23 protein-coding genes are annotated in these 25,178 nt (G+C 65.2%); 6 read left to right on the forward strand and 17 right to left on the reverse strand.

Going from position 1 to position 25,178, the window contains the following annotated elements:
* Positions 1-12: 12 nt before the first annotated feature.
* The 13 genes from ACODS9_RS11370 to dksA form a co-directional block, all read right to left on the reverse strand.
* A complete protein-coding gene (locus ACODS9_RS11370; RefSeq protein WP_489093920.1) occupies positions 13-996 on the reverse strand; it encodes a zinc-dependent alcohol dehydrogenase family protein in 984 nt (327 codons plus the stop codon).
* A gap of 170 nt (positions 997-1,166) precedes the next feature.
* On the reverse strand, positions 1,167-1,469 hold the full coding sequence (locus tag ACODS9_RS11375; RefSeq protein ID WP_023631021.1) for an ArsR/SmtB family transcription factor: 303 nt from the start codon (positions 1,467-1,469) through the stop codon (positions 1,167-1,169).
* A gap of 81 nt (positions 1,470-1,550) precedes the next feature.
* The gene (gene acs / locus ACODS9_RS11380) at positions 1,551-3,485 is read right to left on the reverse strand and encodes an acetate--CoA ligase (RefSeq protein WP_489093921.1); all 1,935 of its coding nucleotides are present in this window, start codon (positions 3,483-3,485) and stop codon (positions 1,551-1,553) included.
* Positions 3,486-3,641: 156 nt separating this feature from the next.
* A complete protein-coding gene (pgi, locus tag ACODS9_RS11385; protein ID WP_038706862.1) occupies positions 3,642-5,306 on the reverse strand; it encodes a glucose-6-phosphate isomerase in 1,665 nt (554 codons plus the stop codon).
* A 190-nt stretch (positions 5,307-5,496) separates the two neighbouring features.
* Positions 5,497-6,360, reverse strand: coding sequence for a pantoate--beta-alanine ligase (gene panC, locus ACODS9_RS11390; RefSeq protein WP_489093922.1), 864 nt, complete (start codon positions 6,358-6,360; stop codon positions 5,497-5,499).
* On the reverse strand, positions 6,357-7,157 hold the full coding sequence (gene panB / locus ACODS9_RS11395; RefSeq protein ID WP_102683204.1) for a 3-methyl-2-oxobutanoate hydroxymethyltransferase: 801 nt from the start codon (positions 7,155-7,157) through the stop codon (positions 6,357-6,359). The genes panC and panB overlap by 4 nt, the downstream gene beginning before the upstream one ends.
* Before the next feature lie 250 nt (positions 7,158-7,407).
* The gene (folK, locus tag ACODS9_RS11400) at positions 7,408-7,887 is read right to left on the reverse strand and encodes a 2-amino-4-hydroxy-6-hydroxymethyldihydropteridine diphosphokinase (RefSeq protein WP_476260784.1); all 480 of its coding nucleotides are present in this window, start codon (positions 7,885-7,887) and stop codon (positions 7,408-7,410) included.
* 2 nt (positions 7,888-7,889) lie between these two features.
* A complete protein-coding gene (locus ACODS9_RS11405; RefSeq protein WP_046854081.1) occupies positions 7,890-9,284 on the reverse strand; it encodes a polynucleotide adenylyltransferase PcnB in 1,395 nt (464 codons plus the stop codon).
* Between the two features lie 747 nt (positions 9,285-10,031).
* Positions 10,032-11,474, reverse strand: a complete 1,443-nt coding sequence (locus ACODS9_RS11410; RefSeq protein ID WP_110701728.1) for a sigma-54-dependent transcriptional regulator — start codon at positions 11,472-11,474, stop codon at positions 10,032-10,034.
* Between the two features lie 4 nt (positions 11,475-11,478).
* Entirely contained in the window at positions 11,479-14,454 is a 2,976-nt protein-coding gene (locus tag ACODS9_RS11415; protein WP_172670868.1) for a sensor histidine kinase, read from the reverse strand.
* Positions 14,438-14,614 carry a hypothetical protein gene (locus tag ACODS9_RS11420; RefSeq protein ID WP_003250005.1) on the reverse strand — a complete coding sequence of 59 codons (177 nt, stop codon included), beginning with the start codon at positions 14,612-14,614 and terminating at the stop codon, positions 14,438-14,440. Before ACODS9_RS11420 ends, ACODS9_RS11415 begins: the two co-directional genes overlap by 17 nt.
* 209 nt (positions 14,615-14,823) lie before the next feature.
* A complete protein-coding gene (gene gluQRS / locus ACODS9_RS11425) occupies positions 14,824-15,711 on the reverse strand; it encodes a tRNA glutamyl-Q(34) synthetase GluQRS (protein ID WP_489093923.1) in 888 nt (295 codons plus the stop codon).
* Positions 15,712-15,810: 99 nt separating this feature from the next.
* Positions 15,811-16,257 carry an RNA polymerase-binding protein DksA gene (gene dksA, locus ACODS9_RS11430; protein WP_046854085.1) on the reverse strand — a complete coding sequence of 149 codons (447 nt, stop codon included), beginning with the start codon at positions 16,255-16,257 and terminating at the stop codon, positions 15,811-15,813.
* A gap of 213 nt (positions 16,258-16,470) precedes the next feature.
* Between dksA and ACODS9_RS11435 the strand changes: the two genes are divergently transcribed.
* On the forward strand, positions 16,471-17,643 hold the full coding sequence (locus tag ACODS9_RS11435; RefSeq protein WP_489093924.1) for a pyridoxal phosphate-dependent aminotransferase: 1,173 nt from the start codon (positions 16,471-16,473) through the stop codon (positions 17,641-17,643).
* 3 nt (positions 17,644-17,646) lie between these two features.
* Positions 17,647-18,360, forward strand: coding sequence for a DNA/RNA nuclease SfsA (gene sfsA, locus ACODS9_RS11440; RefSeq protein WP_110701720.1), 714 nt, complete (start codon positions 17,647-17,649; stop codon positions 18,358-18,360).
* Here sfsA and ACODS9_RS11445 read toward each other — a convergent pair.
* Complete coding sequence (locus ACODS9_RS11445) at positions 18,350-18,667, reverse strand: Rieske (2Fe-2S) protein (RefSeq protein ID WP_401112246.1); 318 nt, start codon at positions 18,665-18,667, stop codon at positions 18,350-18,352. The two genes, sfsA and ACODS9_RS11445, sit on opposite strands and share 11 nt — an antisense overlap.
* 162 nt (positions 18,668-18,829) lie before the next feature.
* Between ACODS9_RS11445 and ACODS9_RS11450 the strand changes: the two genes are divergently transcribed.
* From ACODS9_RS11450 to ACODS9_RS11465, 4 genes are read left to right on the forward strand one after another with little or no spacing between them, the layout of a single operon-like run.
* The gene (locus ACODS9_RS11450; RefSeq protein WP_489093925.1) at positions 18,830-19,714 is read left to right on the forward strand and encodes a heme/hemin ABC transporter substrate-binding protein; all 885 of its coding nucleotides are present in this window, start codon (positions 18,830-18,832) and stop codon (positions 19,712-19,714) included.
* A 50-nt stretch (positions 19,715-19,764) separates the two neighbouring features.
* Positions 19,765-20,748 (forward strand): FecCD family ABC transporter permease, encoded by a 984-nt coding sequence (locus ACODS9_RS11455; RefSeq protein ID WP_367859000.1) that lies wholly within the window; start codon positions 19,765-19,767, stop codon positions 20,746-20,748.
* A complete protein-coding gene (locus tag ACODS9_RS11460) occupies positions 20,748-21,515 on the forward strand; it encodes a heme ABC transporter ATP-binding protein (RefSeq protein WP_489093926.1) in 768 nt (255 codons plus the stop codon). Before ACODS9_RS11455 ends, ACODS9_RS11460 begins: the two co-directional genes overlap by 1 nt.
* Positions 21,516-21,527: 12 nt before the next feature.
* Complete coding sequence (locus ACODS9_RS11465) at positions 21,528-22,421, forward strand: ChaN family lipoprotein (RefSeq protein WP_489093927.1); 894 nt, start codon at positions 21,528-21,530, stop codon at positions 22,419-22,421.
* 171 nt (positions 22,422-22,592) lie between these two features.
* Here ACODS9_RS11465 and ACODS9_RS11470 read toward each other — a convergent pair whose 3' ends face one another.
* The 3 genes from ACODS9_RS11470 to ACODS9_RS11480 form a co-directional block, all read right to left on the reverse strand.
* On the reverse strand, positions 22,593-22,877 hold the full coding sequence (locus ACODS9_RS11470) for a TfoX/Sxy family protein (protein WP_046854091.1): 285 nt from the start codon (positions 22,875-22,877) through the stop codon (positions 22,593-22,595).
* A gap of 207 nt (positions 22,878-23,084) precedes the next feature.
* Positions 23,085-23,438 (reverse strand): pentapeptide repeat-containing protein, encoded by a 354-nt coding sequence (locus ACODS9_RS11475; RefSeq protein WP_046854092.1) that lies wholly within the window; start codon positions 23,436-23,438, stop codon positions 23,085-23,087.
* A gap of 100 nt (positions 23,439-23,538) precedes the next feature.
* A complete protein-coding gene (locus ACODS9_RS11480; RefSeq protein ID WP_367857874.1) occupies positions 23,539-25,101 on the reverse strand; it encodes a bifunctional aminoglycoside phosphotransferase/ATP-binding protein in 1,563 nt (520 codons plus the stop codon).
* Between the last annotated feature and the right edge of the window lie 77 nt (positions 25,102-25,178).

A 25,178-nucleotide genomic window follows, 5' to 3' on the forward strand; every position in this document is an offset into this window, starting at 1 on the left:
GTGGCAGGTGCTTCAAGCGCTGGCGGGATCGGCCATGGGCGCGACCGCAATGGCGATCTTCCCTTGCAGGCCATTGTTGGCGCTTTGCAGCCGGGCATGGGCGAGGGGAACCTCCGCGAGGGGGTAGACGGCGCCCACGTGTGGCTTCAGTTGCCCGCGCTCGACCAGCGCGCTCAACTCGTCGAGTTTGCCGCGGTGCTGTCGGGTGAAGACGAAGTGGTAACTCGCGTTGCGACCCCAGGCCTGGATCAGGTTCTGCGGTTGCGCGATGTCCACGATCGACACCACGCGCCCCAGTTGCGCCAGGACGTCCGGGCTGCGTGCCAGGGTATCGCCACCGATGGTGTCGAAGACCACGTCGACGCCTTGGCCCCCGGTTTCCCGCAGGACGACATCGACATAATCCTGATGCTCATAGTCGATGACCACGTCCGCGCCCATTTGCCGCACGAATTCGGCATTGGCCTCGCGTACGGTGGTGAACACCCTGGCGCCCATGGCCTTGGCCAGCTGGATCGCCACGTGGCCGACACCGCCTGCGCCGCCGTGAACCAGAATGCGCTCGCCCACCCTGAGCGCCGCACGCACTACCAGGGCCTCCCAGGCCGTGCCGCCGACCAGGCTCAGGCTGGCGGCCTCCAGATGGCTCAGCGAAGGCGGCTTCAGGCCTATGATGCCTTCGGCGGCGACGTGGTACTCGGCATAGCTGCCCGCCCCGTCGAAGATCTGCGGCGTGTACCACACCTCGTCGCCCGGCCTGAACGCGGTCACGCCCGGCCCGATGGCTTCGACGACGCCGGAAACGTCGTGCCCGGTAATGGCCGGGAGGGGCACCAGGTCGGGGTAGTCGCCACGCCGAACCTGGTAATCCAGGGGGTTGATGGAGGTGGCATGCACCCGGACCAGCACCTGTCCGGCCTGCGGCACCGGTTTGGCGACATCGCGATAGGCAAATGCGTCCGGGCCGCCAAAGGAATCCAGTATCAACGCTTTCATGGTGTTTCCTCGCTTCGATAAAAAGGGATATCGGGAAATATCGATGTATCAAGTAAAGTGAAGTTGCTGTTCTGTGCCTTGGCACCTGCCAGGTGCCGCAGTTGTTGCCTCCTTGAGTTCGATAAAACGGGATATCGGGAAAAGTCGATGTATAGAGATAAAAGTAAAACCTACAACTCGCTCCCGATCAGCTCGGCGAGCGCGCTGATGGCTGCTTCGTTACGTTTGTAGTAGGTCCACTGGCCAATGCGCCGGACTTCGACCAGGCCCGCGCGCTGCAGGGTGGCCAGGTAGTCGGATACCGTCGACTGCGACAGCCCGACGCCTTCCTGGATGCTGCTCACACAGACGCCCACCGTGTGAACGTCACCTTCGTCCTGGGGAGGAAAGTGTTTCACCGGGTCTTTCAGGCCTTTGAGGATCTCGAGACGGGTACGGTTCGAGAGTGCCTTGAATATGTCGAGCAGTTCCATGGCGCGATAATATCGGGATTTACCGATATGTCAATGCGGTAAAGGATGATCGGGGCGGCGGTGGTGGCCGCCCCGAGGGTTCTACTGGTTGAGACGTTTGTCGATCAGCCCCTGGACCACGCTGGGGTCGGCGAGGGTGGACGTATCCCCCAGGTTGTCCAGCTCGTTGCAGGCGATCTTGCGCAGGATGCGCCGCATGATCTTGCCCGAACGGGTCTTGGGCAGGGCGGGCGCCCACTGGATCAGCTCGGGCTTGGCGAAGCTGCCGATTTCCTTGCTGACCAGGGCCAGCAGTTCGGCCTTGAGCGCATCATCCGGTTCTATGCCGTTCATGGGGGTGACGAAGGCATAGACGCCCTGGCCCTTGAGGTCATGAGGATAACCGACCACCGCGGCTTCGGCGACGCTGTCATGCAGCACCAGCGCGCTCTCCACCTCGGCGGTACCGATGCGGTGGCCGGAGACATTGATCACGTCGTCGATGCGCCCGGTGATCCAGTAGTCGCCATCGGCGTCGCGGCGGGCGCCGTCGCCGGTGAAGTAATAGCCGGGCATGGGCTTGAAGTAGGTGTCGACCATGCGCTGGTGATCGCCGTAGACGCTGCGGATCTGCCCGGGCCAACTGGCCTTGATCGCCAGCAGGCCGGCGCCTGGCCCCTCGATGAGCTTGCCCTTTTCATCCAGCAGCACCGGCTGCACGCCGAACATCGGTTGGGTGGCGCAACCGGGCTTGAGCCTTTGTGTGCCGGGAAGGGGCGTGAGCATGATGCCGCCGGTCTCGGTCTGCCACCAGGTGTCGACGATGGGGCAGCGTTTCTGCCCGACCGCCTCGAAGTACCATTCCCAGGCCTCTGGGTTGATCGGCTCGCCGACACTGCCGAGCAGGCGCAGGCTCTGGCGCGAGGTGCCCTGCAGCGGGCCGGAGCCTTCACGCATCAGGGCCCGCAACGCGGTGGGCGCGGTGTAGAAGATGTTCACCTGGTGCTTGTCCACCACCTGCCAGAAACGCGAGGTGTCGGGGTAGTTGGGCACGCCCTCGAACATCAGCGAGATCGCGCCGTTGGCCAGCGGGCCATAGACGATATAGCTGTGGCCGGTGACCCAGCCGACGTCGGCGGTGCACCAGAACACCTCGCCGTCGCGGTAATCGAACACCACCTTGAAGGTCATCGTGGCCTGCAGCAGGTAGCCGGCGGTGCTGTGCAGCACGCCCTTGGGTTTGCCGGTGCTGCCGGAGGTGTAGAGGATGAACAGCGGGTCTTCGGCGTTCATCGGTTCGGGCGGGCAGTCGTCACCGGCCTTTGCCGTTGCCTCGTGGTACCAGAGGTCACGGCCTTCGCTCCAGCTGACGTCGCCGCCGGTGCGCTTGACCACGAGCACGCTGCTGACGGCCGGGCAGCTGGCCAGCGCCTTGTCGACATTCTGCTTGAGCGGTATGCGCTTGCCGCCGCGTACCCCTTCGTCGGCAGTGATCACGGTGCGGCAATCGGCGTCGAGGATACGGTCGCGCAGGGCATCGGGGGAGAAGCCGCCAAACACCACCGAGTGAATGGCGCCGATGCGGGTGCAGGCGAGCATCGCGTAGGCGGCCTCGGGGATCATCGGCATGTAGATGCATACCCGATCGCCTTTCTTCACACCCCGGGCTTTCAGGGCATTGGCCAGCCGGCACACCTGGCGGTGCAGCTCGCGGTAGCTGATGGCCTTGCTGTCCTTGGGATCGTCGCCCTCCCAGAGCAGGGCGGTCTGCTCGCCGCGCGTGGCCAGGTGGCGATCGATGCAGTTATGGCTGACATTCAGCTGGGCGCCGTCGAACCAGCGCGCCGTGCCGGTCTTCAGGTCGCATTGCTGCACGCTCGACCAGGGCTTGATCCAGTCCAGGCGCTTGGCCTGCTCGGCCCAGAAGGTGTCGGGGTCGTCCACCGACTGGCGATAGAGGCAGCGGTAGTCGTCGTCGGAGAGTGTGGCGGCCTGGCTGACGGCCAGTGCCTCGGGATAGTCGCGGATATCGAACATGGCGGGTGGTCCTGCTCTTGTTAGGGGCGAGGGACTGCAACGGCTATTCGATGGACAGTGTAGAAGGTGGGGGTGTTCCCGGGCGGAAAGCATCGCGGGGCAAGCCGCATCGGCGCACCGATGCGATTTGCCCCGCGATTGACGGCTACAGGTCGATCAGCCGCGATGACGGCCGCGGAAGTAGTTGATCAGGCCTTGGGTCGAGCCATCCTCGGCGCTGTCTTCCTGGGCGCCGACCAGGCGCTGGTACACGCCCTTGCCCAGTTCCTTGCCCAGCTCCACGCCCCACTGGTCGAAGGCGTTGATGCCCCAGACCACGCTTTGCACGAACACCTTGTGTTCGTACATTGCCACCAGCGCGCCAAGGCGGCGCGGGCTGATGCGCTCGACCACCAGGGTGTTGCTCGGGCGGTTGCCCGGGATCACCTTGTGCGGCGCCAGCTTGGCGATGTCGTCCTGGTTCAGGCCCTTGGCGCGCAGTTCGGCCTCGGCTTCCTCGCGGGTCTTGCCGAGCATCAGTGCCTGGCTCTGCGACAGGCAGTTGGCGTACAGCCACTGGTGATGGTCGGCCACCGGGTTGAAGCTCACCACCGGCACGATGAAGTCGGCCGGGATCAGCTGGGTGCCCTGGTGCAGCAGCTGGTGGTAGGCGTGCTGGCCGTTGCAGCCGACGCCGCCCCAGATCACCGGGCCGGTTTCGGTCTGCACCGGCGTGCCATCGGTCAGCACGCTCTTGCCGTTGGACTCCATGTCCAGCTGCTGCAGGTGCTTGGTGATGTTGCGCAGGTAGTGGTCGTACGGCAGGATCGCGTGGCTGCGGGCGCCCCAGAAGTTGCCGTACCACACGCCCAGCAAGGCCAGCAGCACCGGCATGTTCTTCTCGAACGGCGCGGTCTGGAAGTGCTGGTCCATGGTGTAGGCGCCGGACAGCAGCTCCTTGAAGTTGGCGGTGCCGATGGCCAGGGCGATCGGCAGGCCGATGGCCGACCACAGCGAGTAACGCCCGCCCACCCAGTCCCACATCGGGAAGATGTTCTCTTCGCGGATGCCGAAGGCCACGGCCGCGGCCTTGTTGCTCGACACGGCGATGAAGTGGCGGTACAGCTCGGCTTCCGAGCCGCCCTGGGCCAGGTACCAGGTACGCGCGGCCATGGCGTTCTTCAGGGTTTCGAGGGTGTTGAACGACTTCGACGACACGATGAACAGGGTGGTCTCGGCGCGCAGGTTGGCCGACAGTTCATGGAACTCGCTGCCGTCGATGTTCGCCAGGTAGTGGCAGCGCACGCCGCGCTGGGCGTAGGGCAGCAGAGCCTCGGAGACCAGCTCCGGGCCCAGGAACGAGCCGCCGATGCCGATGTTGACCACGTCGGTGATCGGCTTCTCGCTGTAGCCGCGCCACAGGCCGTCGTGGATGCGCCCGACCAGCTCGGTGATCTGGTTGAGCACCTTGTGCACTTCGGGCATCACGTTGACGCCGTTCACGCTGAGCTTGTCGCCGACCGGGCGGCGCAGGGCGGTGTGCAGCACCGGGCGGCCTTCGGAGGCGTTGATGATCTCGCCGCTGAACATCGACTTGATGGCCGCTTCCAGGTCGACTTCCTTGGCCAGGTTGACCAGCAGGTCTCGGGTCTGCTCGGTGATCAGGTTCTTCGAGTAGTCGAGAAACAGGCCGCAGCTGCTCAAGGAGAACTGGTCGAAGCGCTTGCCGTCGGCGGCGAAGGCTTCGCGCATGCTGAAGCCCTGCATGGCGTCGCGGTGTTGCTGGAGCGCCTGCCAGGCGGGCAGCGCCGTCACATCGTGGGGGGTACGGTAATACGCCATTGCGGGTGGTTTCCTTGTTGCATGGTCAGGCTTGGACAGCGGCAGTCATTGCCGGTTGCAAGCTGGACATTATAGGCATTGGCGCCAAGGCGGGAATGGGGGGAGGCGGGCGGTGCGGATTAAAAATTGTCACTGGCCTGATACTCAAGGCACGCGTGGGGCGGCGTTGAGCCGCTCCCACGCGTCGAGCTCAGGCGGTCTGCTCTTCCAGGTGCAGATAAAGATTGTCGATCAGCCGGGTGTTACCCAGGTAAGCTGCGGCGATCACCACCAGGTCACGGTCATCGACCTGCGCCGGGCGCAGGGTGACGGCGTGGCGTACTTCCAGGTAATCCTTACGGAACCCGGCGGCTTCGAGTTGCGCCTGGCCCTCGGCGATCAGCGCCGCGTAGTCGCGCTGGCCACGGCGCAGGGCCTCGGCCATGCCGGCCAGCACACGGTACAGCGCCGGCGCGGCGGCACGCTGCTCCGGCGTCAGGTAGCCATTGCGCGACGACAGCGCCAGGCCATCCTCGGCGCGCACGGTTGGCTCGCCGATGATCTGGATCGGCATGTTCAAGTCGCGGACCATGGCGCGGATCACCGCCAGTTGCTGGAAATCCTTCTCGCCGAACACGGCCAGGTCCGGCTGGACCATGTTGAACAGCTTGCTGACCACGGTCGCCACGCCTTCGAAGTGGCCAGGACGGCTGGCGCCGCACAGCCCTTCGGACAGTTGCGGCACGCTGACGCGGGTCTGCACGGTCATGCCGTCGGGGTACATCTCCTCGACGGTAGGGGCGAACAGCAGGTGGCAGCCGGCCTGGAGCAGTTTCTCCTGGTCGGCGGCGAGGGTGCGCGGGTACTTGTCCAGGTCTTCGCCGGCGCCGAACTGCAACGGGTTGACGAAGATGCTGGCGACCACGAAGTCGGCGCGCTGTGCGGCCTTGGTCACCAGGGCGGCGTGGCCGCTGTGCAGGTTGCCCATGGTCGGCACGAAGGCAATGCGCTTGCCCTCGCCACGAGCGCGGGCCACGGCGGCGCGCAGCTCACGGACGGTCTTGACGGTATTCATGCGCTGAACCCATGTTCGCTGCCGGGGAAGCTGACTTCCTTGACCGCGCGGACATAGGCGGCCAGGGCGCTCTGGATGTCCGGCTGGCCGGCCATGAAGTTCTTCACGAACTTCGGCACGCGGCCGCTAAGCGACAGCCCGAGCATGTCGTGCAGCACCAGCACCTGGCCATCGGTGGCACTGCCGGCTCCGATGCCGATCACCGGAATGCTCACGGCCTGGGAGATTTCCGCGGCCAGCTCGCTGGGCACGCACTCGAGCAGCAGCATGGCCGCGCCGGACTGTTCCAGGGCGATGGCGTCGGCGCGCATCTGCCGCGCCTGGGCTTCCTGGCGCCCCTGGACCTTGTAGCCGCCCAGCACGTTGACCGTCTGCGGGGTCAGGCCCATGTGCGCGCACACCGGCACGCCACGTTCGGCCAGCAGGCGGATGGTCTCGCCCAGCCAGGCGGCGCCTTCGATCTTGAGCATGTGGGCGCCGGCGCGCATCAGTTCGGCGGCGTTGGCGAAAGCCTGCTCGGGGGTGGCGTGGGCCATGAACGGCAGGTCGGCGAGGATCAACGCCCCATCGTTGCCGCGTTTGACGCAGGCGGTGTGGTAGGCCATGTCGCGGTTGGTGACGGGCAGGGTGCTGTCATGGCCCTGCAGGACCATGCCCAGGGAGTCGCCCACCAGCAGCACTTCCACGCCGGCCTGGCTGGCTGCCTTGGCGAAGGTCGCGTCGTAGCAGGTCAGCATGGTGATTTTTTCACCCTTGGCCTTCAGGCCGTGCAGGGTGGTCAGGGTTACTTCAGGCATGTAGGGGAGTCCTCGTTCAGGCGCTGTGAACAACAACTGCGTACAACGCGTGTATTCATCTTCCGGAGCGGCACATCATCGGTCGTGATGTTCGGGCACAGATCCGTCCGAGCCTAAATGGGTGATAGCGGCACAGTGGCGCCGCGGGACGCCTATAGTCGTGAGCGAGGTGGGGGAAGTCAACCAGCCGTGTTACCGCATTGTTACGGCGTGGGTGTTACTGGCGTTACCGTCGTCTGAAACGCCCGATTTACAGGCGTTCCAGGCCGACGAACGGGCAGTCCTCGAGCAGTTGCGCGAGGGGGCGGCCGTCGGCAAGGCGGAAGCTTTCGGGAACCAGCTCGGCGAGCGGGTAGAGCACGAAGGGGCGGGCCTGCATATGGTAATGCGGCACTTTCAGGCGCGGCACGTCGATGACCTGATCGCCGAACAGCAGCATGTCCAGGTCGAGGGTGCGCGGGCCCCAGCGTTCCTTGCGTACGCGGCCCTGGCCGTTCTCGATGGCCTGGAGGGCGTCCAGCAGGTCAAGCGGTGCCAGTGCCGTGTCGATGGCCGCCACGGCGTTGGTGTAGCGTGGCTGGCCCGGCAGCAGCGAATCGCTGGTGTAGAGCGCCGAGGCCGCCGCCAGGCGGGTTTCGGCGATCAGGTCCAGCGCCTGCAGGGCGCTGCGCAGCTGCTCGGCGGGCTCATCCAGGTTGCTGCCCAGGCCGATGTACGCACGGGTGGTCATGCTCAGTCCCAGGCCTGCTCGTCGTCACGCTTGCGCTTGCCGCCACTGCGCTTGCGCTTGCGTGGGCCGGCGCCGGCGCCAGCGGCGTCGTCACGGTTGCCCAGCTCGCGGATCATGTCGCGGCGCTGGCTGTCGTTGGCGTCCTGGTAGTCGGTCCACCATTGGCCCAGCCCATCGGTTTCCTCGCCGGCGCTTTCACGCAGCAGCAGGAAGTCGTAGCCGGCGCGGAAACGCGGGTTGTCCAGCAGCATGTCGGCGCGCTTGCCGCTGCGCCGTGGCAGGCGCTCCTGCATGTCCCAGATCTCGCGGATCGGCAGGGTGAAGCGCTTGGGGATGGCGATGCGGGCGCACTGTTCGGCGATCAGGTCGTGGGCCGCGCCGTTCATGGCTGGAATCGGCGGCACGCCCTGGCTCTGCAGGTACAGTACGCGGCTTGGCAGGGCTGGCCAGAGCAGCGCGGCGAACAGGAAGGCGGGCGTCACCGGCTTGCCCTGCTTGACGCGCAGGTCGGTGTTGGCCAATGCCTGGCTGATCAAGCTGTGGGTGTAGCTCGGACGTTCTTCCAGGGCATGGCTGCTGGCCGGGAACAACGGCTCGAACAATTGCAGGTCGACCAGCATCTCGAAGGTGATCGCCCCCTGGCCGTTGAGGAACAGCTTGAGGCTTTCCTCGAACAGGCGCGCGGGTGGGATGTCGCGCAGCATCGGCGCCAGCTCGCGGATCGGCTGCACGGTGTGCTTCTCGATGCCGAAGTCCAGCTTGGCGGCGAAGCGCACGGCACGCAGCATGCGTACCGGATCTTCCTGGTAACGGTGGGTCGGGTCGCCGATCAGGCGCAGCAGCCGGTTACGGATGTCGTGGACACCGTTGGCGTAGTCGAGGATGCGCTCGCTGACCGGGTCGTAGTACAGGGCGTTGATGGTGAAGTCGCGGCGTTGCGCGTCTTCTTCCAACGTGCCGTACACGTTGTCGCGCAGGATGCGACCGCTGGCATTGTGCGACGAACGGTGGCTATCGGACTGGTCGTCATCGGAATGGGGCGCACGGAAGGTGGCGACCTCGATGATGTCACGGCCGAAATGCACATGGACCAGCTTGAAGCGCCGGCCGATGATGCGGGCGTTGCGGAACTCCGCGCGGATCTGCTCGGGGGTGGCGCTGGTGGCCACGTCGAAGTCCTTGGGCGTGATGCCCAGCAGCAGGTCGCGCACACAGCCACCGACCAGGTAGGCCTGGTAGCCGGCCGCCTGCAGGCGCTCGACAATGCCCACGGCATGGCGGCTGAACTGGCTGCGCTGCAGCGAGTGCTGGCTCTTGTTGATCACTTCAGGCGTGGTGCGCCTGTGGTGCTGGCCACGAACGGGCGGGCGGAACGACTGGAACAGCTTCTTCAGCATGGGATGCACTGTTTGAAGGAATGATCGGCCAAGGATAGGAGAATGGCCGCATGATGGGCGGGGATTCTAGCATTTACTGGGGGAATGGTGTAGGCGGTGTGCCAAGCGTGATGCAGAAGTGAGAAACGACATGGGGAGCCGAAGCTCCCCATCAAGTCGTTGCGTGCTCTTATTGTTCTTCTGCCGGGCTTCTTGTTTTTGTTGAATGCCCTGTCCACAAATCTCGAAGCTTGTGGACGACCCCCAAACCGGGGGTGAAGAGCAAACGGATTGCTTTGGTCGCCGAGTTGATGCTGATCTGTCGATCCAATCAGTTCAGGTGCTGCTTTTGAGTGCAGTTTTTGTTGTTCTCTGCCTGATCGTGGGGCAAGCCCCAAACACAACGCCTCTCCAAAAGAATCAGTTAGCTGCGCCTCCGCCGTCTTGTTTTTATTGTGCGTGAGCCGTTTCGTCTTGTTCTTATTCTGAGTTGCAGTGCTTGTTATTGTTCTTGTACCAGACATATAGCAGGTGCCGTGCCAACTTTTGAAAACCCAATGAAATCGGGGGTTTCAGCGTTTCAGGCAGGTTTTGCCGCGGGGCAAATGTAGAAATTTCGTTACCTTACGCCTCGGGGGATGTTACGCCCGGCAGGGTAGGTAACAGATTTTTGCGGTAACTGATGTGTTACCCCCCAAACGACCGCGGGGCAAGCCTGCCCCCACGCGCTGTGGGTGCGGGCTTGCCCCGCGATCGGATTACACAGAATCAGTTGTCGCTGGTGGCGTTGCTCTTGCGCCGCGGGATGCCCAGGCGCTGGCGGCGTTCCCACAGGCATTTGCGGCTAACGCCCAGCTTGCGGGCCAGTTCGGTTTCGGTCATGTGGTCCTGGTGCTCGAGCACGAAGTGCTGGAAGTAATCCTCCAGCGACAGGTCCTCGGTCGGCTCATGGCTGGCGCTGTTACTGCTGGCCAGCGCCGGCAGGTTGTCCAGCATGTCGTCGTCTTCCAGGTCGCTCAGCTCGATGTCGATGCCCAGCAGGTCGGCGGAAATTTCCGCGCTTTCGCTGAGAATCACTGCGCGCTCCACCGCGTTTTCCAGCTCTCGCACGTTGCCCGGCCAGCTGTAGTGGCGGATGGCTTGTTCGGCATCGTGGGAGAAATGCAGGTCGTCGCGGCCGATCCGGGCGCTCTGGCGGGCAAGGAAGGCATTGGCGATCTCGTTGACGTCGCTGCCGCGCTCGCGCAGGGCCGGCAATTTCAGGGCGATCACATGCAGGCGGTAGTAAAGGTCTTCACGGAACTGCCCGGCTTTGGCCAAGTTCTTCAGGTCGCGGTGGGTGGCCGCGATCAGGCGCACGTCGACCTTCTGCGATTGCACCGAACCCACCCGGCGGATCTCGCCTTCCTGCAACACCCGCAGCAGGCGGGCCTGGGCTTCCAGTGGCAGCTCGCCGATCTCGTCGAGGAACAGGGTGCCACCATCGGCGGCTTCGACCAGCCCCGCCCGGCCCGCGCTGGCGCCGGTGAAGGCGCCTTTCTCGTGGCCGAACAGTTCCGACTCGATGAGGGTTTCCGGGATCGCCGCGCAGTTCACCGAGATCATCGGTGCCTTTGCCCGGCGCGAGAGGTTGTGCAGGGCGCGGGCGACCAGCTCCTTGCCGGTGCCGGATTCGCCCTGGATCAGCACATTGGAGTCGGTTGGCGCGACCTTGCGGATCTTCACGAACATGTCCTGCATCGGCGGGCAGGAGCCAATGATGCCGATCTCGCCATTGGCGGCGGCGGGGCTGGCCTTGTCCGTGCTGGCCTTGCCGTTGGCGGCCCGGGGCTCGCCGGCCGGCGCCGAGGCCGGGGCGTTCACCCGGTCGCGCAGGATACGCGCCACGGCCTGGAGCATCTCGTCGTGGTCGAAGGGCTTGGCGATATAGTCCACCGCGCCCATTTTCATCGAGTCCACCGCCGAGCGCAGGCTGGCGTAGCTGGTCATGATCAGTACCGGCGTGCCCTGGCCGAGCTTGATCAGCTCGGTGCCCGGGGCACCCGGCAGGCGCAGGTCACTGACGATCAGGTCGAAGGTGGCAATGCTGAAGCGTTCCTGGGCTTCCTGCACCGAGCCGGCTTCGCTGACCTGGTACTGGTTCCGCTCGAGCAGGCGACGCAGGGCCGAACGGATGATGGTTTCGTCTTCGACGATCAGAATATGCGGCATTGATTCAATTCTCTCGACGGTCTCGAATTTCAGGGGACGTCGCTACGACATGCCGGGGCAGGGTCACGCGGATCCGGGTACCACGTTGGCGCTCGATGTCGGCCGGGCTGTCGATGGTGATTTGCCCATAATGCTCTTCCACGATGGAATAGACCAGAGCGAGCCCCAGTCCGGTTCCTTCGCCCGGGTCCTTGGTGGTGAAGAAGGGTTCGAACAGGCGGTCCATGATGCTTTTCGGAATACCGCTGCCTTCGTCCTCGACCACCAGGTCGACGGTGTGCTCGTTGATTTCACTGCGCACGCGCACGGCGCTGCCGGGTGGCGAGGCGTCGCGGGCGTTGGAGAGCAGGTTGATCAGCACTTGGGCCAGGCGTTGCGGGTCGCCCTCGACCCAGTGTTGCGGGTCGCAGAGGTTGAAGAACTGTACTTCGAAATTGCGCCGGTTCAACGCCAGCAGACCAATGGCATCCTGCGCCACCTCGGCAAGGCACACCGGCTCTTCGCTGTTCTGCTGGCTGCCGCCGGCGTGGGCGAAACTCATCAGCGACTGGACGATGCGCGACACGCGCTTGGTCTGCTCGAGGATCTGGCTGGACAGCTCGATGATCTCGCCGTCGCCCTCGCGCTCCTCGCGCAGGTTCTGCGCCAGGCAAGCGATGCCGGTGATCGGGTTGCCGATCTCGTGGGCCACGCCCGCGGCGAGGCGGCCGATGCTCGCCAGGCGCTCGGAGTGCACCAGCTTGTCTTCCAGCGCCTGGGTCTCGGTGAGGTCCTCGACCAGCAGCACCAGGCCGCTGTTACCCGGGGCCAGCGGCTCGTCGATGGCCGCCTTGTGCAGGTTCAGCCAGCGCGGCTGGCCATCGAGGACCAGGCGCTGCTTGTGCAGGTGTTCGTCGGGCACGTTGATGAAGCCTTGCAGCAGACCGCGCCAGGGTTCGGCGATGGTCACCAGGCGCGAGCCGACCACATGCTTGGCGGCGATGCCGGTGAGCTCCTCCATCGCCTTGTTCCACATCAGGATCTCCTGGTCCTTGGCCAGCGAGCACACGCCCATGGGCAGTTCCTGGAGGGTCTGGCGGTGATAGCGGCGCAGGGCGTCGAGCTCGGCTGCAAGGCCGGTCAGGCGCGAGTGATAGTCCTCGAGGCGGCTCTCGATGAAGTGAATGTCCTCGGTGACGTAGTTCTCGTTGCCGGACTTGTACGGCAGGAAGGTCTCGACCATGTCCTGCGCCACGCTCGGCCCCATCAGGCCGGACAGGTTGGCCTCGATGCGGTCGCGCAGGCGCCGCAGGGCATAGGGGCGGCGTTCGTCGAAGGGTAGGTAGAGGTCGCGCAGGGCTTGCTCCACCTCTTTTTGCGCAGCCTTGGCGCCCAGCGGCTTGGCCAGCTGGGTGGCGAACTCCTGGGGTGAGGCGGCATGCAGTTCGCGGCGTTGCGGGCGGCGTACGTTGTCCACCGCGCAGGCCTCGGCGGCGCTGACCTCTTCGCTGCTGGCATTGGTGAACAGCGAGATCAGGGTGAATAGCAGGACGTTGGCCGCAAGCGAGGCGATGGCCGCCATGTGCCAGCTGGTGTCGTCCAGCACGTAGATCATGTCCAGCAACGGGATGTAGAAGCCCTGCAGGTTGCCCAGCAGCGGCAGCAGCATGGTCACCATCCACACCAGCATGCCGGCCAGCAGGCCGGCGATGAACCCTCGTCGGTTGGCGGTCGGCCAGTACAGCACCGAAAGCACCCCGGGCAGGAACTGCAAGGTGGCGACGAAGGCGACGATGCCCAGGTTGGCCAGGCTCTGGTGGTTGTTCTGGGTAAGGTAGAAGACGAAGCCGGCGGTGATGATGGCGACGATCAGCGCCCGGCGGGTCCACTTCAGCCAGCGGTAGATGTTGCCTTCGGCCGGCGGCTGGTACAGCGGCAGCACCAGGTGGTTCAAGGCCATGCCCGACAGCGCCAGGGTGGTGACGATGATCAGCCCGCTGGCGGCCGACAAGCCACCGACATAGGCCAGCAGCGCCAGCGCTTCGTTGTTGGCGGCAATGCCCAGGCCCAGGGTGAAGTACTCGGGGTTGGTGCTGGCGCCCAGGCGCAGGCCGGCCCACAGCACCAGCGGCACCGCCAGGCTCATCAACAGCAGGAACAGCGGCAGGCCCCAGCTGGCGCTGACCAGCGAGCGCGGGCTGAGGTTTTCGGTGAAGGCCATGTGGTACATGTGCGGCATGACGATCGCCGAGGCGAAGAACACCAGCAGCAGGGTGCGCCAGGGGCCTTCCTGCAACGGCGTGTGCAAGGCGGCGAGGGCGGTCTGGTTCTGCAGCAGCCAGACTTCCAGCCCATGCGGGCCACCGAACACGCCGTACAGCGCATAAAGGCCGATACCACCCAGCGCCAACAGCTTGATCACCGATTCGAAGGCGATGGCGAACACCAGGCCTTCGTGCTTTTCGCGGGTGGCGATATGGCGTGAGCCGAAGAAGATGGTGAACAGGATGATCAGCACGCAGAAGGCGAACGCCACCCGCGCCTTGACCGGCTCGCCGGTGAGGATGCTGATCGAGTCGGCCACCGCCTGGATCTGCAGGGCCAGCAGGGGCAGCACGCCGATCAGCATGAAGATCGTGGTCAGCGCGCCGGCCCAGGTGCTGCGAAAGCGAAACGCCAGCAGGTCGGCCAGTGACGACAGCTGGTAGGTACGGGTGATCTTGAGGATCGGATAGAGCAGCACCGGGGCCAGCAGGAAGGCCCCGGACACCCCCAGGTAACAGGCAAGGAAGCCGTAGCCATATTGATAGGCCAGGCCGACCGAGCCGTAGAAGGCCCAGGCACTGGCGTAGACGCCCAGCGACAAGGTGTAGGTCAGGGGGTGGCGAATGATCGCCCGCGGGATCAGCCCGCGCTCGCTGATCCAGGCCACGCTGAACAGCACCAGCAGGTAGGCGGCGCTGATCAGGATCATCTGGGTCAGGCTAAAGCTCATCGGCATCTCGTTGGCTCTGCAGGATGAAGGTGACGACGATGAGGATCAGCCAGAGCAGGTAGGGGCGGTACCAGGCACCGGTCGGCTCGATCCACCAGTCCATGATGGCGGGGGAGAACAGGTAGATCCCCACCACCAGAAGCAGGACCAAACGATAGATGTACATGCTGGCCTCGAAGGGTTGGGCGCTGCGGTTTGGACTTATTATTGGCGCAAATGGCTGGGGCGATGCTAGCGGGAATCGGGGCTGTTAGCCAAGGGTTTGAATTTGTTGGGCTTTTGAGCCTGGTTTTACTTGTTCTGGCCCTGTCGCGAGCCTGCGCATAGCCAGGCATCATGGGAGCGGGCTTGCCCCGCGACAGGGCCGCGACTGCCTCAGCGCAAATCAGCCTCGGGCACCGTCATCTGCCGCGCAATGTGCTCCGGCCGCCACTGCTGGCGCGCTACCGCCAGCACCTCGGCCGGGCTAGCTCCTGTCAGTGCCGGATCGGTCTGCTGCCCCAATGCCCGCAACGCTCGCAGCAGCAACGGCGTGGCCTGGTCTGCCTCAAGCGGCGGTGATCGATACGACTTGCCCAGCTTGTGCCCGTCAGGCTGCACGATCAATGGAATGTGCAGGTAACGCGGCTGCGAGAAGCCCAGCAACTCCTGCAGGTAAAGCTGGCGGGGCGTGTTGTCCAGCAGGTCGGCGCCGCGCACGATGTCGGTGACGCCCTGCCAGGCATCGTCCAGCACCACTGCCAACTGGTAGGCATAGAGCCCGTCGCGGCGCTGGATGACGAAGTCGCCCACCTCGCGCCCCAGGTGCTGTTCGAACGTACCCTGGACGCGATCCGTGAAGCGGTAGATCAATTCCGGCACACGCAGGCGAATGGCCGCGTCTTGCCGGGGATGCCCGGCGTCACGGCAAAAGCCTGGGTAGATACCGTCGTACCCTTCCAGTTGCTTGCGCGAACAGGTGCAGGCATAGGCCAGGCCCATGCTGAACAAACGGTCGACCACGGCGGCATAGGCCTCGTGGCGCTGGCTCTGGAACACCACTTCGCCGTCCCACTCCAGGCCGTAGCGCTCCAGGGTCTGCAGGATCGCATCGCGTGCTCCGGGCATTTCCCGGGGCGGGTCGGTGTCTTCCATGCGCAGCAACCAGCGGCCATCGACCGCGCGGGCGTCGAGCCAGGAGGCGAGGGCGGCCACCAGCGAGCCGAAGTGCAGAAAGCCGCTGGGGGTGGGGGCGAAGCGGCCGATGTAGCGGGAGTCGTTCATGGATTGCACAGCTATATAAATGAAGACGGGGCGTACCGATTGCAGGAGCGGGCAAGCCCGCCTCCACAACCAGTACGCCCCGTCTGCGAGGTTCTGGAATCAGCCTTTACCGACAGTCTTTTCCTTCTTCTCGGCAATTTCCTTGCAGTCGAAGCACAGGTCGGCGGTCGGGCGGGCTTCGAGGCGGCGCAGGCCGATCTCGATGCCACAGGAGTCGCACCAGCCGTACTCTTCGTCCTGAATCTTCTGCAGGGTCTTGTCGATCTTCTTGATCAGCTTGCGCTCACGATCGCGGTTGCGCAGTTCCAGGGCGAACTCTTCTTCCTGGCTGGCACGGTCAGCCGGGTCTGGGAAGTTGGCTGCCTCGTCCTTCATGTGCGTCACGGTCTGGTCCACGCTCGTCATCAACTCAAGCTTCCATGCTCCCAGAAGCTTGGTGAAGTGCTTGCGCATGGGCTCCCCCATGTACTCTTCGCCCTTGGTTTCTTTATAGGGCTCTACACCGTACATGGACTGACTGGTTTTTTGCTTTTCTACGGTGGACATGAATAGACCGCCTCTCACTCATCTGATCCAATGCGCAGGCTTGCTTCCATCGCCGGCACCCGCCGGCCCTGCGACTGCGAGCCGCCGAACTTACCAGATAGATCCGGGGTGCGCTACCCCGCCCTATGCCTGCTATTGACAGCAGGCCGGGCGGCACGTTCGCTGCGGTGCACAGGTAGAATCACCAGTTTAGACCCAATTGAGAGAAGGCCCATGGCTCAGCCACACAGTGCGCGCAGTCGCGCCATCGAACCCTTCCACGTGATGGCCCTGCTGGCGCGTGCCAACGAGCTGCAGGCTGCGGGCCACGACGTGATCCACCTCGAGATCGGCGAGCCGGACTTCACCACCGCCGCGCCGATCGTCGCCGCGGGCCAGGCTGCCTTGGCCGCCGGGCACACCCGTTACACCGCTGCCCGTGGCTTGCCGCAACTGCGTGAGGCAATCGCCGGGTTCTATGGCCAACGCTACGGTGTGGACCTCGACCCGGAGCGCGTGCTCATCACCCCGGGCGGTTCCGGCGCGCTGCTGCTGGCCAGCAGCCTGCTGGTCGATCCGGGCAAGCACTGGCTGCTGGCCGACCCGGGCTACCCGTGCAACCGCCACTTCCTGCGCCTGGTCGAAGGCGGCGCGCAGCTGGTGCCGGTGGGGCCGGAGGTCAATTACCAGCTGACCGCCGATCTGGTCGAGCGTCACTGGGACAAGGACACGGTCGGTGCCCTGGTGGCGTCGCCAGCCAACCCGACGGGTACGGTACTCGACCGTAACGAGCTGGCCAGCCTTTCCAAGGCTACCCGCGAGCGCCATGGGCATCTGGTGGTGGACGAGATCTACCACGGCCTCACCTACGGCATGGATGCGCCGAGCGTGCTGGAAGTCGACGATGAGGCCTTCGTCCTGAACAGTTTTTCCAAATATTTCGGCATGACCGGCTGGCGCCTGGGCTGGCTGGTGGCGCCGCCGTCGGCGGTAGCGGACCTGGAAAAGCTGGCGCAGAACCTCTACATCAGTGCTCCGAGCATGGCCCAGCATGCCGCGCTGGCCTGCTTCGAGCCGCAAACACTGGCCATCCTCGAGGAGCGCCGCGCCGAGTTCGCCCGCCGCCGCGACTACCTGTTGCCGGCATTGCGTGAGTTGGGCTTCGGTATCGCCGTGGAGCCGCAAGGCGCCTTCTATCTGTATGCCGATATCAGCGCGTTCGGCGGCGATGCCTTCGCGTTCTGCCGGCACTTCCTCGAAACCGAGCACCTGGCATTCACGCCGGGGCTGGACTTCGGTCGTCACCAGGCCGGCCACCATGTGCGTTTTGCCTACACCCAGAGCCTGTCGCGCCTGGAAGAGGCGGTGCAGCGCATCGCCCGTGGCCTGAAAAGCTGGCAGGGCTGACGGATGCTGTTTCCGCAACTGGAACAGGCGCGCCTGCTGCGCCGCTATAAACGCTTCCTGGCCGATATCGAACTGGCCACTGGCGAGCAGCTGACCATTCACTGCCCCAACACCGGCTCCATGCTCAATTGCATGCGCGAGGGTGGGCAGGTGTGGTTCAGCCGCTCCAACGACCCCAAGCGCAAGCTGCCCGGTACCTGGGAGATCAGCGAAACGCCCCAGGGGCGGCTGGCCTGCGTCAACACCGGGCGCGCCAATGCGGTGGTGGAGGAAGCGCTGCGGGCCGGAGTGATCACGGAGCTGGCCGGGTTCACCACGCTCAAGCGTGAAGTGGCGTATGGCGAGGAACGTAGCCGTATCGACTTCTATCTGGAGTTCGCCAATGGCGACAAAGCCTATGTCGAGGTCAAGAGCGTGACCCTTGGTTATCCCGATACCGCCGTGGCGGCGTTCCCTGACGCCGTCACCCAGCGTGGGGCCAAACACCTGCGCGAGCTGGCCGCCCTGGCACGCCAGGGCATCCGTGCAGTGCAGCTGTATTGCGTGAACCTGACCGGCATCGAGGCCGTGCGCCCGGCCCAGGAGATCGACGCCGCCTACGCCCAAGCACTGCGCGCTGCGGTGGCGGAAGGGGTCGAGGTGCTGGCCTATGGCACGCGGCTGGATGCCCAACAGTTGGTCATCGACCGGCCGCTGCCGGTACTGCTCAATCCGTGAGCCAGATGCCCTGGCTGTCTTCCCGACAGTCCAGGGCTTCCAGCCATTCGCCCGCGCAGGGGCCAGTAATGCATTCGCCGCTTTCTATCAGGAACTGGGCGCCGTGATGGGCGCACTGGATCAGGCTCGCGCTGTCATCGAGAAAGCTGGCCGCCGCCCAGTTCAGCGGGATGCCCCGGTGCGGGCAGCGGTTGCGGTAGAGGTGGACCGTGCCCTGGCGGCGCACGCCGAACAGCGCTATGCCGGCTACGCTGAAGGCGCGGCTGTGGCCCTCGGCGAGGTCGTTGGAGGCGCAGAGAAAATGCATCGCAGCGGAGTCTTCCGGTTAAGCCGTGTGACAAAGGGATGGCTTGACGCTTCAATGCGAATAATTATCAAATTGCCCGCATTCGTCGCGCCAGGCTGTCTATGGTGCGCACTTGTGCCGCCCGCCACAAGGTGTGCTGTCCGCCCTCTGCAAAGGAATCCGATGATGCGCCGTCCCGCTGCCTTGATTGCCCTGTGCGCCGGTCTTGCCCTGTCTACCCACACCATGGCCGCCGAGCTGCCACAGCGCTGGGTGAGCGCCGGCGGTGCCTTGAGCGAGTGGATCAGCGCCCTGGGCGGTGAGCAGCGCCTGGTTGGCGTCGACACCACCAGCCAGCACCCCGAGTCGCTCAAGGCGCTGCCCAGCATCGGTTACCAGCGCCAGCTGTCGGCCGAAGGCATCCTCAGCCTGCGCCCTGACGTACTGGTGGGCACCGAGGAAATGGGGCCACCGCCGGTGCTGGCGCAGATCCGCAAGGCCGGGGTGCGGGTCGAGCTGTTCTCCAGCAAGGCCGAAGTGGGCGCGGTTGACGAGAACCTCAAGCACCTGGGGGCATTGCTCGGCGATGAGCACAAGGCCAAGACGTTGGCTGCCGATTACCGCCAGCAGTTGGAGGCGTTGCACAAACAGGTCGAGCAGGCCCAGGCCGGGCAGAAGGCGCCTGGGGTGTTGCTGCTGGTCGGGCATGCCGGCGCCAAGCCGATGATCGCCGGGCAGGGCACTGCCGGGGACTGGGTGCTGCGTCAGGCGGGAGGGCACAATCTCGCCGACCACCAGGGCTACAAGAACTTCTCGGTGGAGGCCCTCGCCGCGCTGAACCCGGACGTGGTGGTGTTCTCCGACCGGGCCCTCAGTGGTGAACAGGCCTTGCAGGCACTGATCAAGGAAAACCCGGCCCTGGCGACTTCCCGCGCGGTGCGCGACAAGCGCCTGCTGTCGCTCGACCCGACGTTGCTGGTCGGCGGCCTCGGCCCGCGCCTGCCGGCCACCCTGCATGAGCTGGCCGCCAGCTTCTATCCCGCCGCCAAGGCCAGCCTCAATCCATGATGCCGCGGGTTCGACCACGTACGTTGTTCATTACCCTGGCCTTGCTGTGCCTGCTGGCGGTGTGGTTGTCGCTGGCGCTGGGGCCGGTCAGCCTGCCGCTGTTCGATACCCTGCGCGCCGGCCTGCGCCTGGTCGGGTTGCCGGTCAGTGGCGAGGGCCTGGAGCAGGCCGAGATGATCCTCGGCCAGATCCGCCTGCCGCGAACCCTGCTGGGGCTGGCGGTCGGCGCGGTGCTGGCATTGTCCGGCGTGGCGATGCAGGGGTTGTTCCGCAACCCGCTGGCCGATCCGGGGCTGGTCGGTGTCGCCAGCGGCGCTGCCCTGGGGGCCGCGGTGGCGATCGTCGGCGGCAGCTGGCTGGGCGGCATTCCTGACTGGTTCGCGCCTTATCTGTTGTCGTTGTGTGCCTTCGTCGGTGGCCTGGGCGTGACAGCGATGGTCTATCGCCTGGGGCGCCGCGACGGCCAGACCAACGTGGCGACCATGCTCCTGGCCGGTATCGCGATGACCGCGCTGGGCGGCTCGGCGGTGGGCCTGTTCACTTACCTGGCCGACGACGCCACCCTGCGCACCCTGACTTTCTGGAACCTGGGCAGCCTCAACGGCGCCAGCTACGAGCGGCTGTGGCCGTTGCTGCTGGTGGCGGCGGCCGTGGCCTTGTGGCTGCCGCGCCGGGCGCAGGCGCTCAACGCGTTGCTGCTAGGCGAGTCGGAGGCGCGGCACCTTGGCATCGAGGTGGAAAAGCTCAAGCGCGAGCTGGTGTTCTGCACCGCGCTCGGCGTGGGGGCGGCGGTTGCCGCGGCCGGCCTGATCGGCTTCATCGGCCTGGTGGTGCCGCACCTGGTGCGGCTGGTGGCGGGGCCGGATCATCGGGTGCTGCTGCCGGCCTCGTTGCTGGCGGGCGGTACCTTGCTGCTGTTCGCCGACCTGATCGCGCGCCTGGCCCTGGCCCCGGCAGAGTTGCCGATCGGCATCGTCACCGCCTTTATCGGGGCGCCATTCTTCCTGTTCCTGCTGGTGAAGGTGCGCAACTGATGCTCGACGTCCAAGGGCTGTCTCTCAAACGTGGTGGCAGCCAGGTGCTGCACGACCTCAACCTCACGTTGCGGCCAGGGCAGGTGCTGGGTGTGCTCGGGCCCAATGGCGCCGGCAAGAGCAGCCTGCTCGGCGTGCTGTGTGGCGAGCTGGCGCCCAGTGCCGGGCGCGTGCACCTCGACGGCCGCGGGCTGGACGATTGGCCGGGCCAGGAGCGGGCCCGGCGCCTGGCGGTACTGCCGCAGGCGTCCAGCCTTGGCTTTGCCTTCAGTGTCGCGGAAGTGGTCGGTCTTGGCCGCCTGCCCCATGCCAGCGGCCGTCAGCGCGACCGGGAAATCGTCGAGGCGGCGCTGGCGGCGGCGGATGCTCAGCACCTGGTCGAGCGCAGCTACCTGGCGCTGTCCGGGGGGGAGCGCCAGCGCGTGCACCTGGCGCGGGTGCTGGCCCAGCTGTGGCCGGGCGAGCCCGGCACCACGCTGTTGCTGGATGAGCCCACTTCTGCGCTGGACCCGCTGCATCAGCACACCACGCTGCAGGCGGTACGCAGTTTCGCCGACCGAGGCGCTTCGGTGCTGGTGATCCTGCATGACCTGAACCTGGCGGCGCGCTACTGTGACCATATTCTCTTGCTGGAGCAGGGCCGCAGCCATGCACTGGGTACACCGCAACAAGTGCTGACACCGACGGCGCTGCGAGCGGTGTTCGGCATCGACGTCCTGGTGCAACCTCACCCGGAGCGCGGCCATCCGCTGATCATCACTCGCTAGGAGCCATTCGCCATGCGCCATCCCTTGCTGTCCGGCTTGTCCATTTGCCTGGCGCTGGCGCTCGGCGGTTGCCAGGCGAGCCTGCCGCCCGTGCCGGCCTGGCAGGGGACCGAGGGCCGCGACAACGTCCAGTTGGGGCAGATCATCGAGTTGTCCAGCGGCCAGGTATTGAGCCCTGGGCAGCTGGTCCAGCGCCTGGCCGATGCGCCACGGGTGCTGGTCGGTGAAAAGCACGACAATCCCGACCACCACCACTTGCAGCTGTGGCTACTGCGCGCCCTGGAGAGCCACCGCGCGCAGGGCAGCCTGCTGCTGGAAATGCTCGAGCCGCAACAGCAGGCGCTGATCGATGCGCAGAAGGGCAAGGCATCGCCTGCAGCCGACCTGCCGAAGGCGCTCGCCTGGCAACCTGGCTGGGATTGGACGCTGTACGGGCCTATCGTGCGCGAGGCCCTTGGCCAGCCATACCCGCTACTGGCGGCGAACCTGTCGCCCGATGAAATCCGCCAGGCCTATCGCCAGCCAGCGACACCACCGGGCGAACGCTCCAATGCGCCGGCAGTGGTGCAGGCGTTGCTGGCACAGGTGCGTGCCGGCCACTGCAACCTGCTGCCGGAAAGCCAGCTACCGGCGATGCTGGCGGTGCAGCAGCAGCGTGACCGGCGCATCGCCGAGCGCTTGCTGGCCGCGCCGCAGCCGGCGCTGTTGCTCACCGGCAGCTACCATGCGCGCAAGGATCTCGGCGTGCCGCTGCACCTGGCCGACCTCGACGCCAAGTCTGAAGACAAGGTGCTGTTGCTGGCGGAAGTGGGGGAAACGGTCGAGCCGGCCATGGCGGACTTCGTCTGGTACACCCCGGCGACACCGGAGCAGGACTACTGCGCCCAACTGCGCAAGGGCCACTGAATCGCAGGCAAAAAAAGACCCGGCAAAAAGCCGGGTCAATAACCGTGATTAGCCTGATGAGGAGATAATCTGAGCGTCCGAACCAGGGAGCATTCAGGTTACCCAACCGGTCTCGCGACCAGTTGTGATAATCATAACGATTCTCATTTCGGAGTCAATGCCTTTGCACAATTATTTTTCGTTCTTTTGTGATTGGGCTGGGCACTTGGCATCGAGCTGCTGGTTCAACGCCTGCTTGCGTTCGACCGGCAGGTCATTCCAGTGCATGTCCAGCAGGGCGCCCTCGATGGCGTACAACAACACCTTCGAAGCCCGGAATCCTCGCGTTCTCACGGCCTGATAGGCACCCACCGCGCCGAGCCGGCGCAGGTCCGATGCACTGTGGATGCCGACGGCATGCAGCCATTGCGCGGAGGTCTTGCCAAGGTTTTTCAGATGCTGCAATTCATCGTTCATCGAGCCTCCTTGCGATGGCTGAACGGGTCGTGGGGATAAATCGCGAGCAGGTCAATGAGGAGTGTAGCGGGGGTTGTGGATTACGCGGCCTTTTGCCATCGGCGCCGACGGGATGTAGCGCTCTGGCTGAACGGGAGCGGGCAAGCCCGCTCCCAGGTGTGTCCGATCCACAAGGTTCGTGGCCACCGCCTTGTGCAGGCCAGACGCTTACCCTTGGCGTGGGCTGCGATAACGCATCCGCGTCCCGAACTTCACCGACATCAGGATCTCGTCGGCGCTCAGCTCGGCCGGGAAATACGTCCCGGAGATCTGCGCATGGGCCAAGCTCGCCCCTTCCAGGCCGTTTTCCCGCAGGTCCAGCCCGCGCAGGTCGGCGGCACGGAAGTAGGCGTCGGAAAAGTCGATGCCGCGTACATCCAGATCGCGCAGGTCGAGGCCGCGGAAATCACCGCCGCGAAAGTCGATCGGTGAATCGCTGGGTTTCTCGCGGTTGAACGCCGCGATCTTCTCGTCGCGGATCATCGAGTACAGGACGTTGTCCAGCTGACGGGGCTGATTCATGGCGGCGCCTCCTCCGTGGGGTGTGATGATATTGTAATGACATCACTGGAGGGGCGCCGGACTTCAGGCGTGAACTGTCGACTGCTTCACGCCTGATGGCTCAAAAGCCGGGGAAATGCTGGCGGATCTGTTCGATCAACTGGTCCATGCTGGCGCTTTCCTGGGTGTTCACTCGCTTGCTGTGCTTTTGCTCTTCGGCATCGAGCGGATCGCGCGTCGCTTGCTGCGCCTTGACCACCTCCAGGGTGGCGTCCGACGGGTCGATGGCCTCGGCCTGGCGTTGCGCCAGCCAGCTGGCGATCACCGCGTCCGGGGCATGGCAGTCGAGGATCAGGAACGGCACGCCGGTCTCGCTGGCGACCTCGGCCGCGGCCTTGCGCTGCTCATGCTTGAGGTAGGTGGCGTCGAGCACCACCGGGAACCCGGCGTGGAGGATGATCTCTGCAAGTTCGTGCAGGCGCTGGTAGGTGGCAACGCTGGCCTGCTTGTCGTAGATGCCGGCTTCCAGGTGACCGGCATCGGCCGCCGATTGCTTGCCGAACAGGCGCTTGCGCTCCACGTCCGAGCGCACGCGCACTGCGCCGAGCGCCTCGACCAGGCGCATTGCCACGTGGCTCTTGCCCACTGCCGAGACGCCCTGGGTGATGGCCAGCAGGCGCGAAGGGATGGCGCTGTAGCTTTCGGCCAGGTTGGCATAGTTGCGGTAGGTGCGCAGGGTGGTGGCGCGCTGCACGCCGTCGGCCTCGGCCGGCATGCTGAACAGCGCGACCTTGGCCCGCACCAGGGCGCGGTAGGCCTTGTAGAAGTTCAGCAGTTCCAGGCCCTGGTAGTCGCCGGTCAGCTCCAGGTACTGGCTGACGAAGCGGCGCGACAGGCACTTCAGGCCGCGATCCTCGAGGTCCATGGCCAGGAAGCCGACGTCGGCGTAGACGTCGGTCAGGCGGAAGGGTTCGTTGAACTCGATGCAGTCGAAGATCACCACCTTGCCGTCGATCAGGGTGGCGTTGCCCAGGTGGATGTCACCGTGGCATTCGCGAATGAAACCGTTGGCCTTGCGCGCCTCGAGCAGGCCGTGCAGGCGCTTGAAGCTGTCCTGGGCCCAGGCTTGCAGTGCATCGAGCTGCTGCAGGTCGGCCTTGTCGCTGAGGAACGGGCGGATCTGTTCGAAGTTCTGCTCCACCGGCGCCATCACCGCGTCCGGAGTGCCCAGCGGGTGCTCGACCGGCACCTTGGGCGCCTGCAGATGGAACTCGGCGATCTGCCGGGCCATCTGGTCGATATGCCCGGCATTCAGCTCGCCGTTGGCCTGCAGGGTGCTGAGCATCTGGCCCTGGGGGAACTGGCGCATCTTCAGCGCGTATTCGATCGCCGGGCCTTCGCCGTCGATCTGCGGCGCTTCGACGCTACCGGTGATCGGCAGCACTTCCAGGTACAGACCTTCGGTCAGGCGCTGGTTCAGGCGCAGCTCTTCGTTACAAAAATGCCCGCGCTGGTCGAGGCCGGTGAAGTCGAGGAAGCCGAAGTTCATTGGCTTCTTGATCTTGTAGGCAAACTCGCCGGTCAGCAGGACCCAGGAGATATGCGTCTCGATGAGCTCGAAGCCCGCGACAGGGTGCGGATAGAGGGCGGGGTTCTGCAGCGCGCTGATCAGGGCTTGGCTCACGGATCATCCTTTAAGGGGTCAGGGAATTCGAATCGAACATTATGGTCAATGGTGCGGTCCCTGCAAACCGCCAAGGG

Source organism: Pseudomonas sp. FG36 (assembly GCF_057809275.1).

Bases quoted from the DNA above. Each gene is read 5' to 3' on its own strand.
- ACODS9_RS11370 (WP_489093920.1), bottom strand. From the start codon at position 996: ATGAAAGCGTTGATACTGGATTCCTTTGGCGGCCCGGACGCATTTGCC.
- ACODS9_RS11375 (WP_023631021.1), bottom strand. From the start codon at position 1,469: ATGGAACTGCTCGACATATTCAAGGCACTCTCGAACCGTACCCGTCTC.
- acs (WP_489093921.1), bottom strand. From the start codon at position 3,485: ATGTTCGATATCCGCGACTATCCCGAGGCACTGGCCGTCAGCCAGGCC.
- pgi (WP_038706862.1), bottom strand. From the start codon at position 5,306: ATGGCGTATTACCGTACCCCCCACGATGTGACGGCGCTGCCCGCCTGG.
- panC (WP_489093922.1), bottom strand. From the start codon at position 6,360: ATGAATACCGTCAAGACCGTCCGTGAGCTGCGCGCCGCCGTGGCCCGC.
- panB (WP_102683204.1), bottom strand. From the start codon at position 7,157: ATGCCTGAAGTAACCCTGACCACCCTGCACGGCCTGAAGGCCAAGGGT.
- folK (WP_476260784.1), bottom strand. From the start codon at position 7,887: ATGACCACCCGTGCGTACATCGGCCTGGGCAGCAACCTGGATGAGCCC.
- ACODS9_RS11405 (WP_046854081.1), bottom strand. From the start codon at position 9,284: ATGCTGAAGAAGCTGTTCCAGTCGTTCCGCCCGCCCGTTCGTGGCCAG.
- ACODS9_RS11410 (WP_110701728.1), bottom strand. From the start codon at position 11,474: ATGCCGCATATTCTGATCGTCGAAGACGAAACCATCATCCGTTCGGCC.
- ACODS9_RS11415 (WP_172670868.1), bottom strand. From the start codon at position 14,454: ATGCCGATGAGCTTTAGCCTGACCCAGATGATCCTGATCAGCGCCGCC.
- ACODS9_RS11420 (WP_003250005.1), bottom strand. From the start codon at position 14,614: ATGTACATCTATCGTTTGGTCCTGCTTCTGGTGGTGGGGATCTACCTG.
- gluQRS (WP_489093923.1), bottom strand. From the start codon at position 15,711: ATGAACGACTCCCGCTACATCGGCCGCTTCGCCCCCACCCCCAGCGGC.
- dksA (WP_046854085.1), bottom strand. From the start codon at position 16,257: ATGTCCACCGTAGAAAAGCAAAAAACCAGTCAGTCCATGTACGGTGTA.
- ACODS9_RS11435 (WP_489093924.1), top strand. From the start codon at position 16,471: ATGGCTCAGCCACACAGTGCGCGCAGTCGCGCCATCGAACCCTTCCAC.
- sfsA (WP_110701720.1), top strand. From the start codon at position 17,647: ATGCTGTTTCCGCAACTGGAACAGGCGCGCCTGCTGCGCCGCTATAAA.
- ACODS9_RS11445 (WP_401112246.1), bottom strand. From the start codon at position 18,667: ATGCATTTTCTCTGCGCCTCCAACGACCTCGCCGAGGGCCACAGCCGC.
- ACODS9_RS11450 (WP_489093925.1), top strand. From the start codon at position 18,830: ATGATGCGCCGTCCCGCTGCCTTGATTGCCCTGTGCGCCGGTCTTGCC.
- ACODS9_RS11460 (WP_489093926.1), top strand. From the start codon at position 20,748: ATGCTCGACGTCCAAGGGCTGTCTCTCAAACGTGGTGGCAGCCAGGTG.
- ACODS9_RS11465 (WP_489093927.1), top strand. From the start codon at position 21,528: ATGCGCCATCCCTTGCTGTCCGGCTTGTCCATTTGCCTGGCGCTGGCG.
- ACODS9_RS11470 (WP_046854091.1), bottom strand. From the start codon at position 22,877: ATGAACGATGAATTGCAGCATCTGAAAAACCTTGGCAAGACCTCCGCG.
- ACODS9_RS11475 (WP_046854092.1), bottom strand. From the start codon at position 23,438: ATGAATCAGCCCCGTCAGCTGGACAACGTCCTGTACTCGATGATCCGC.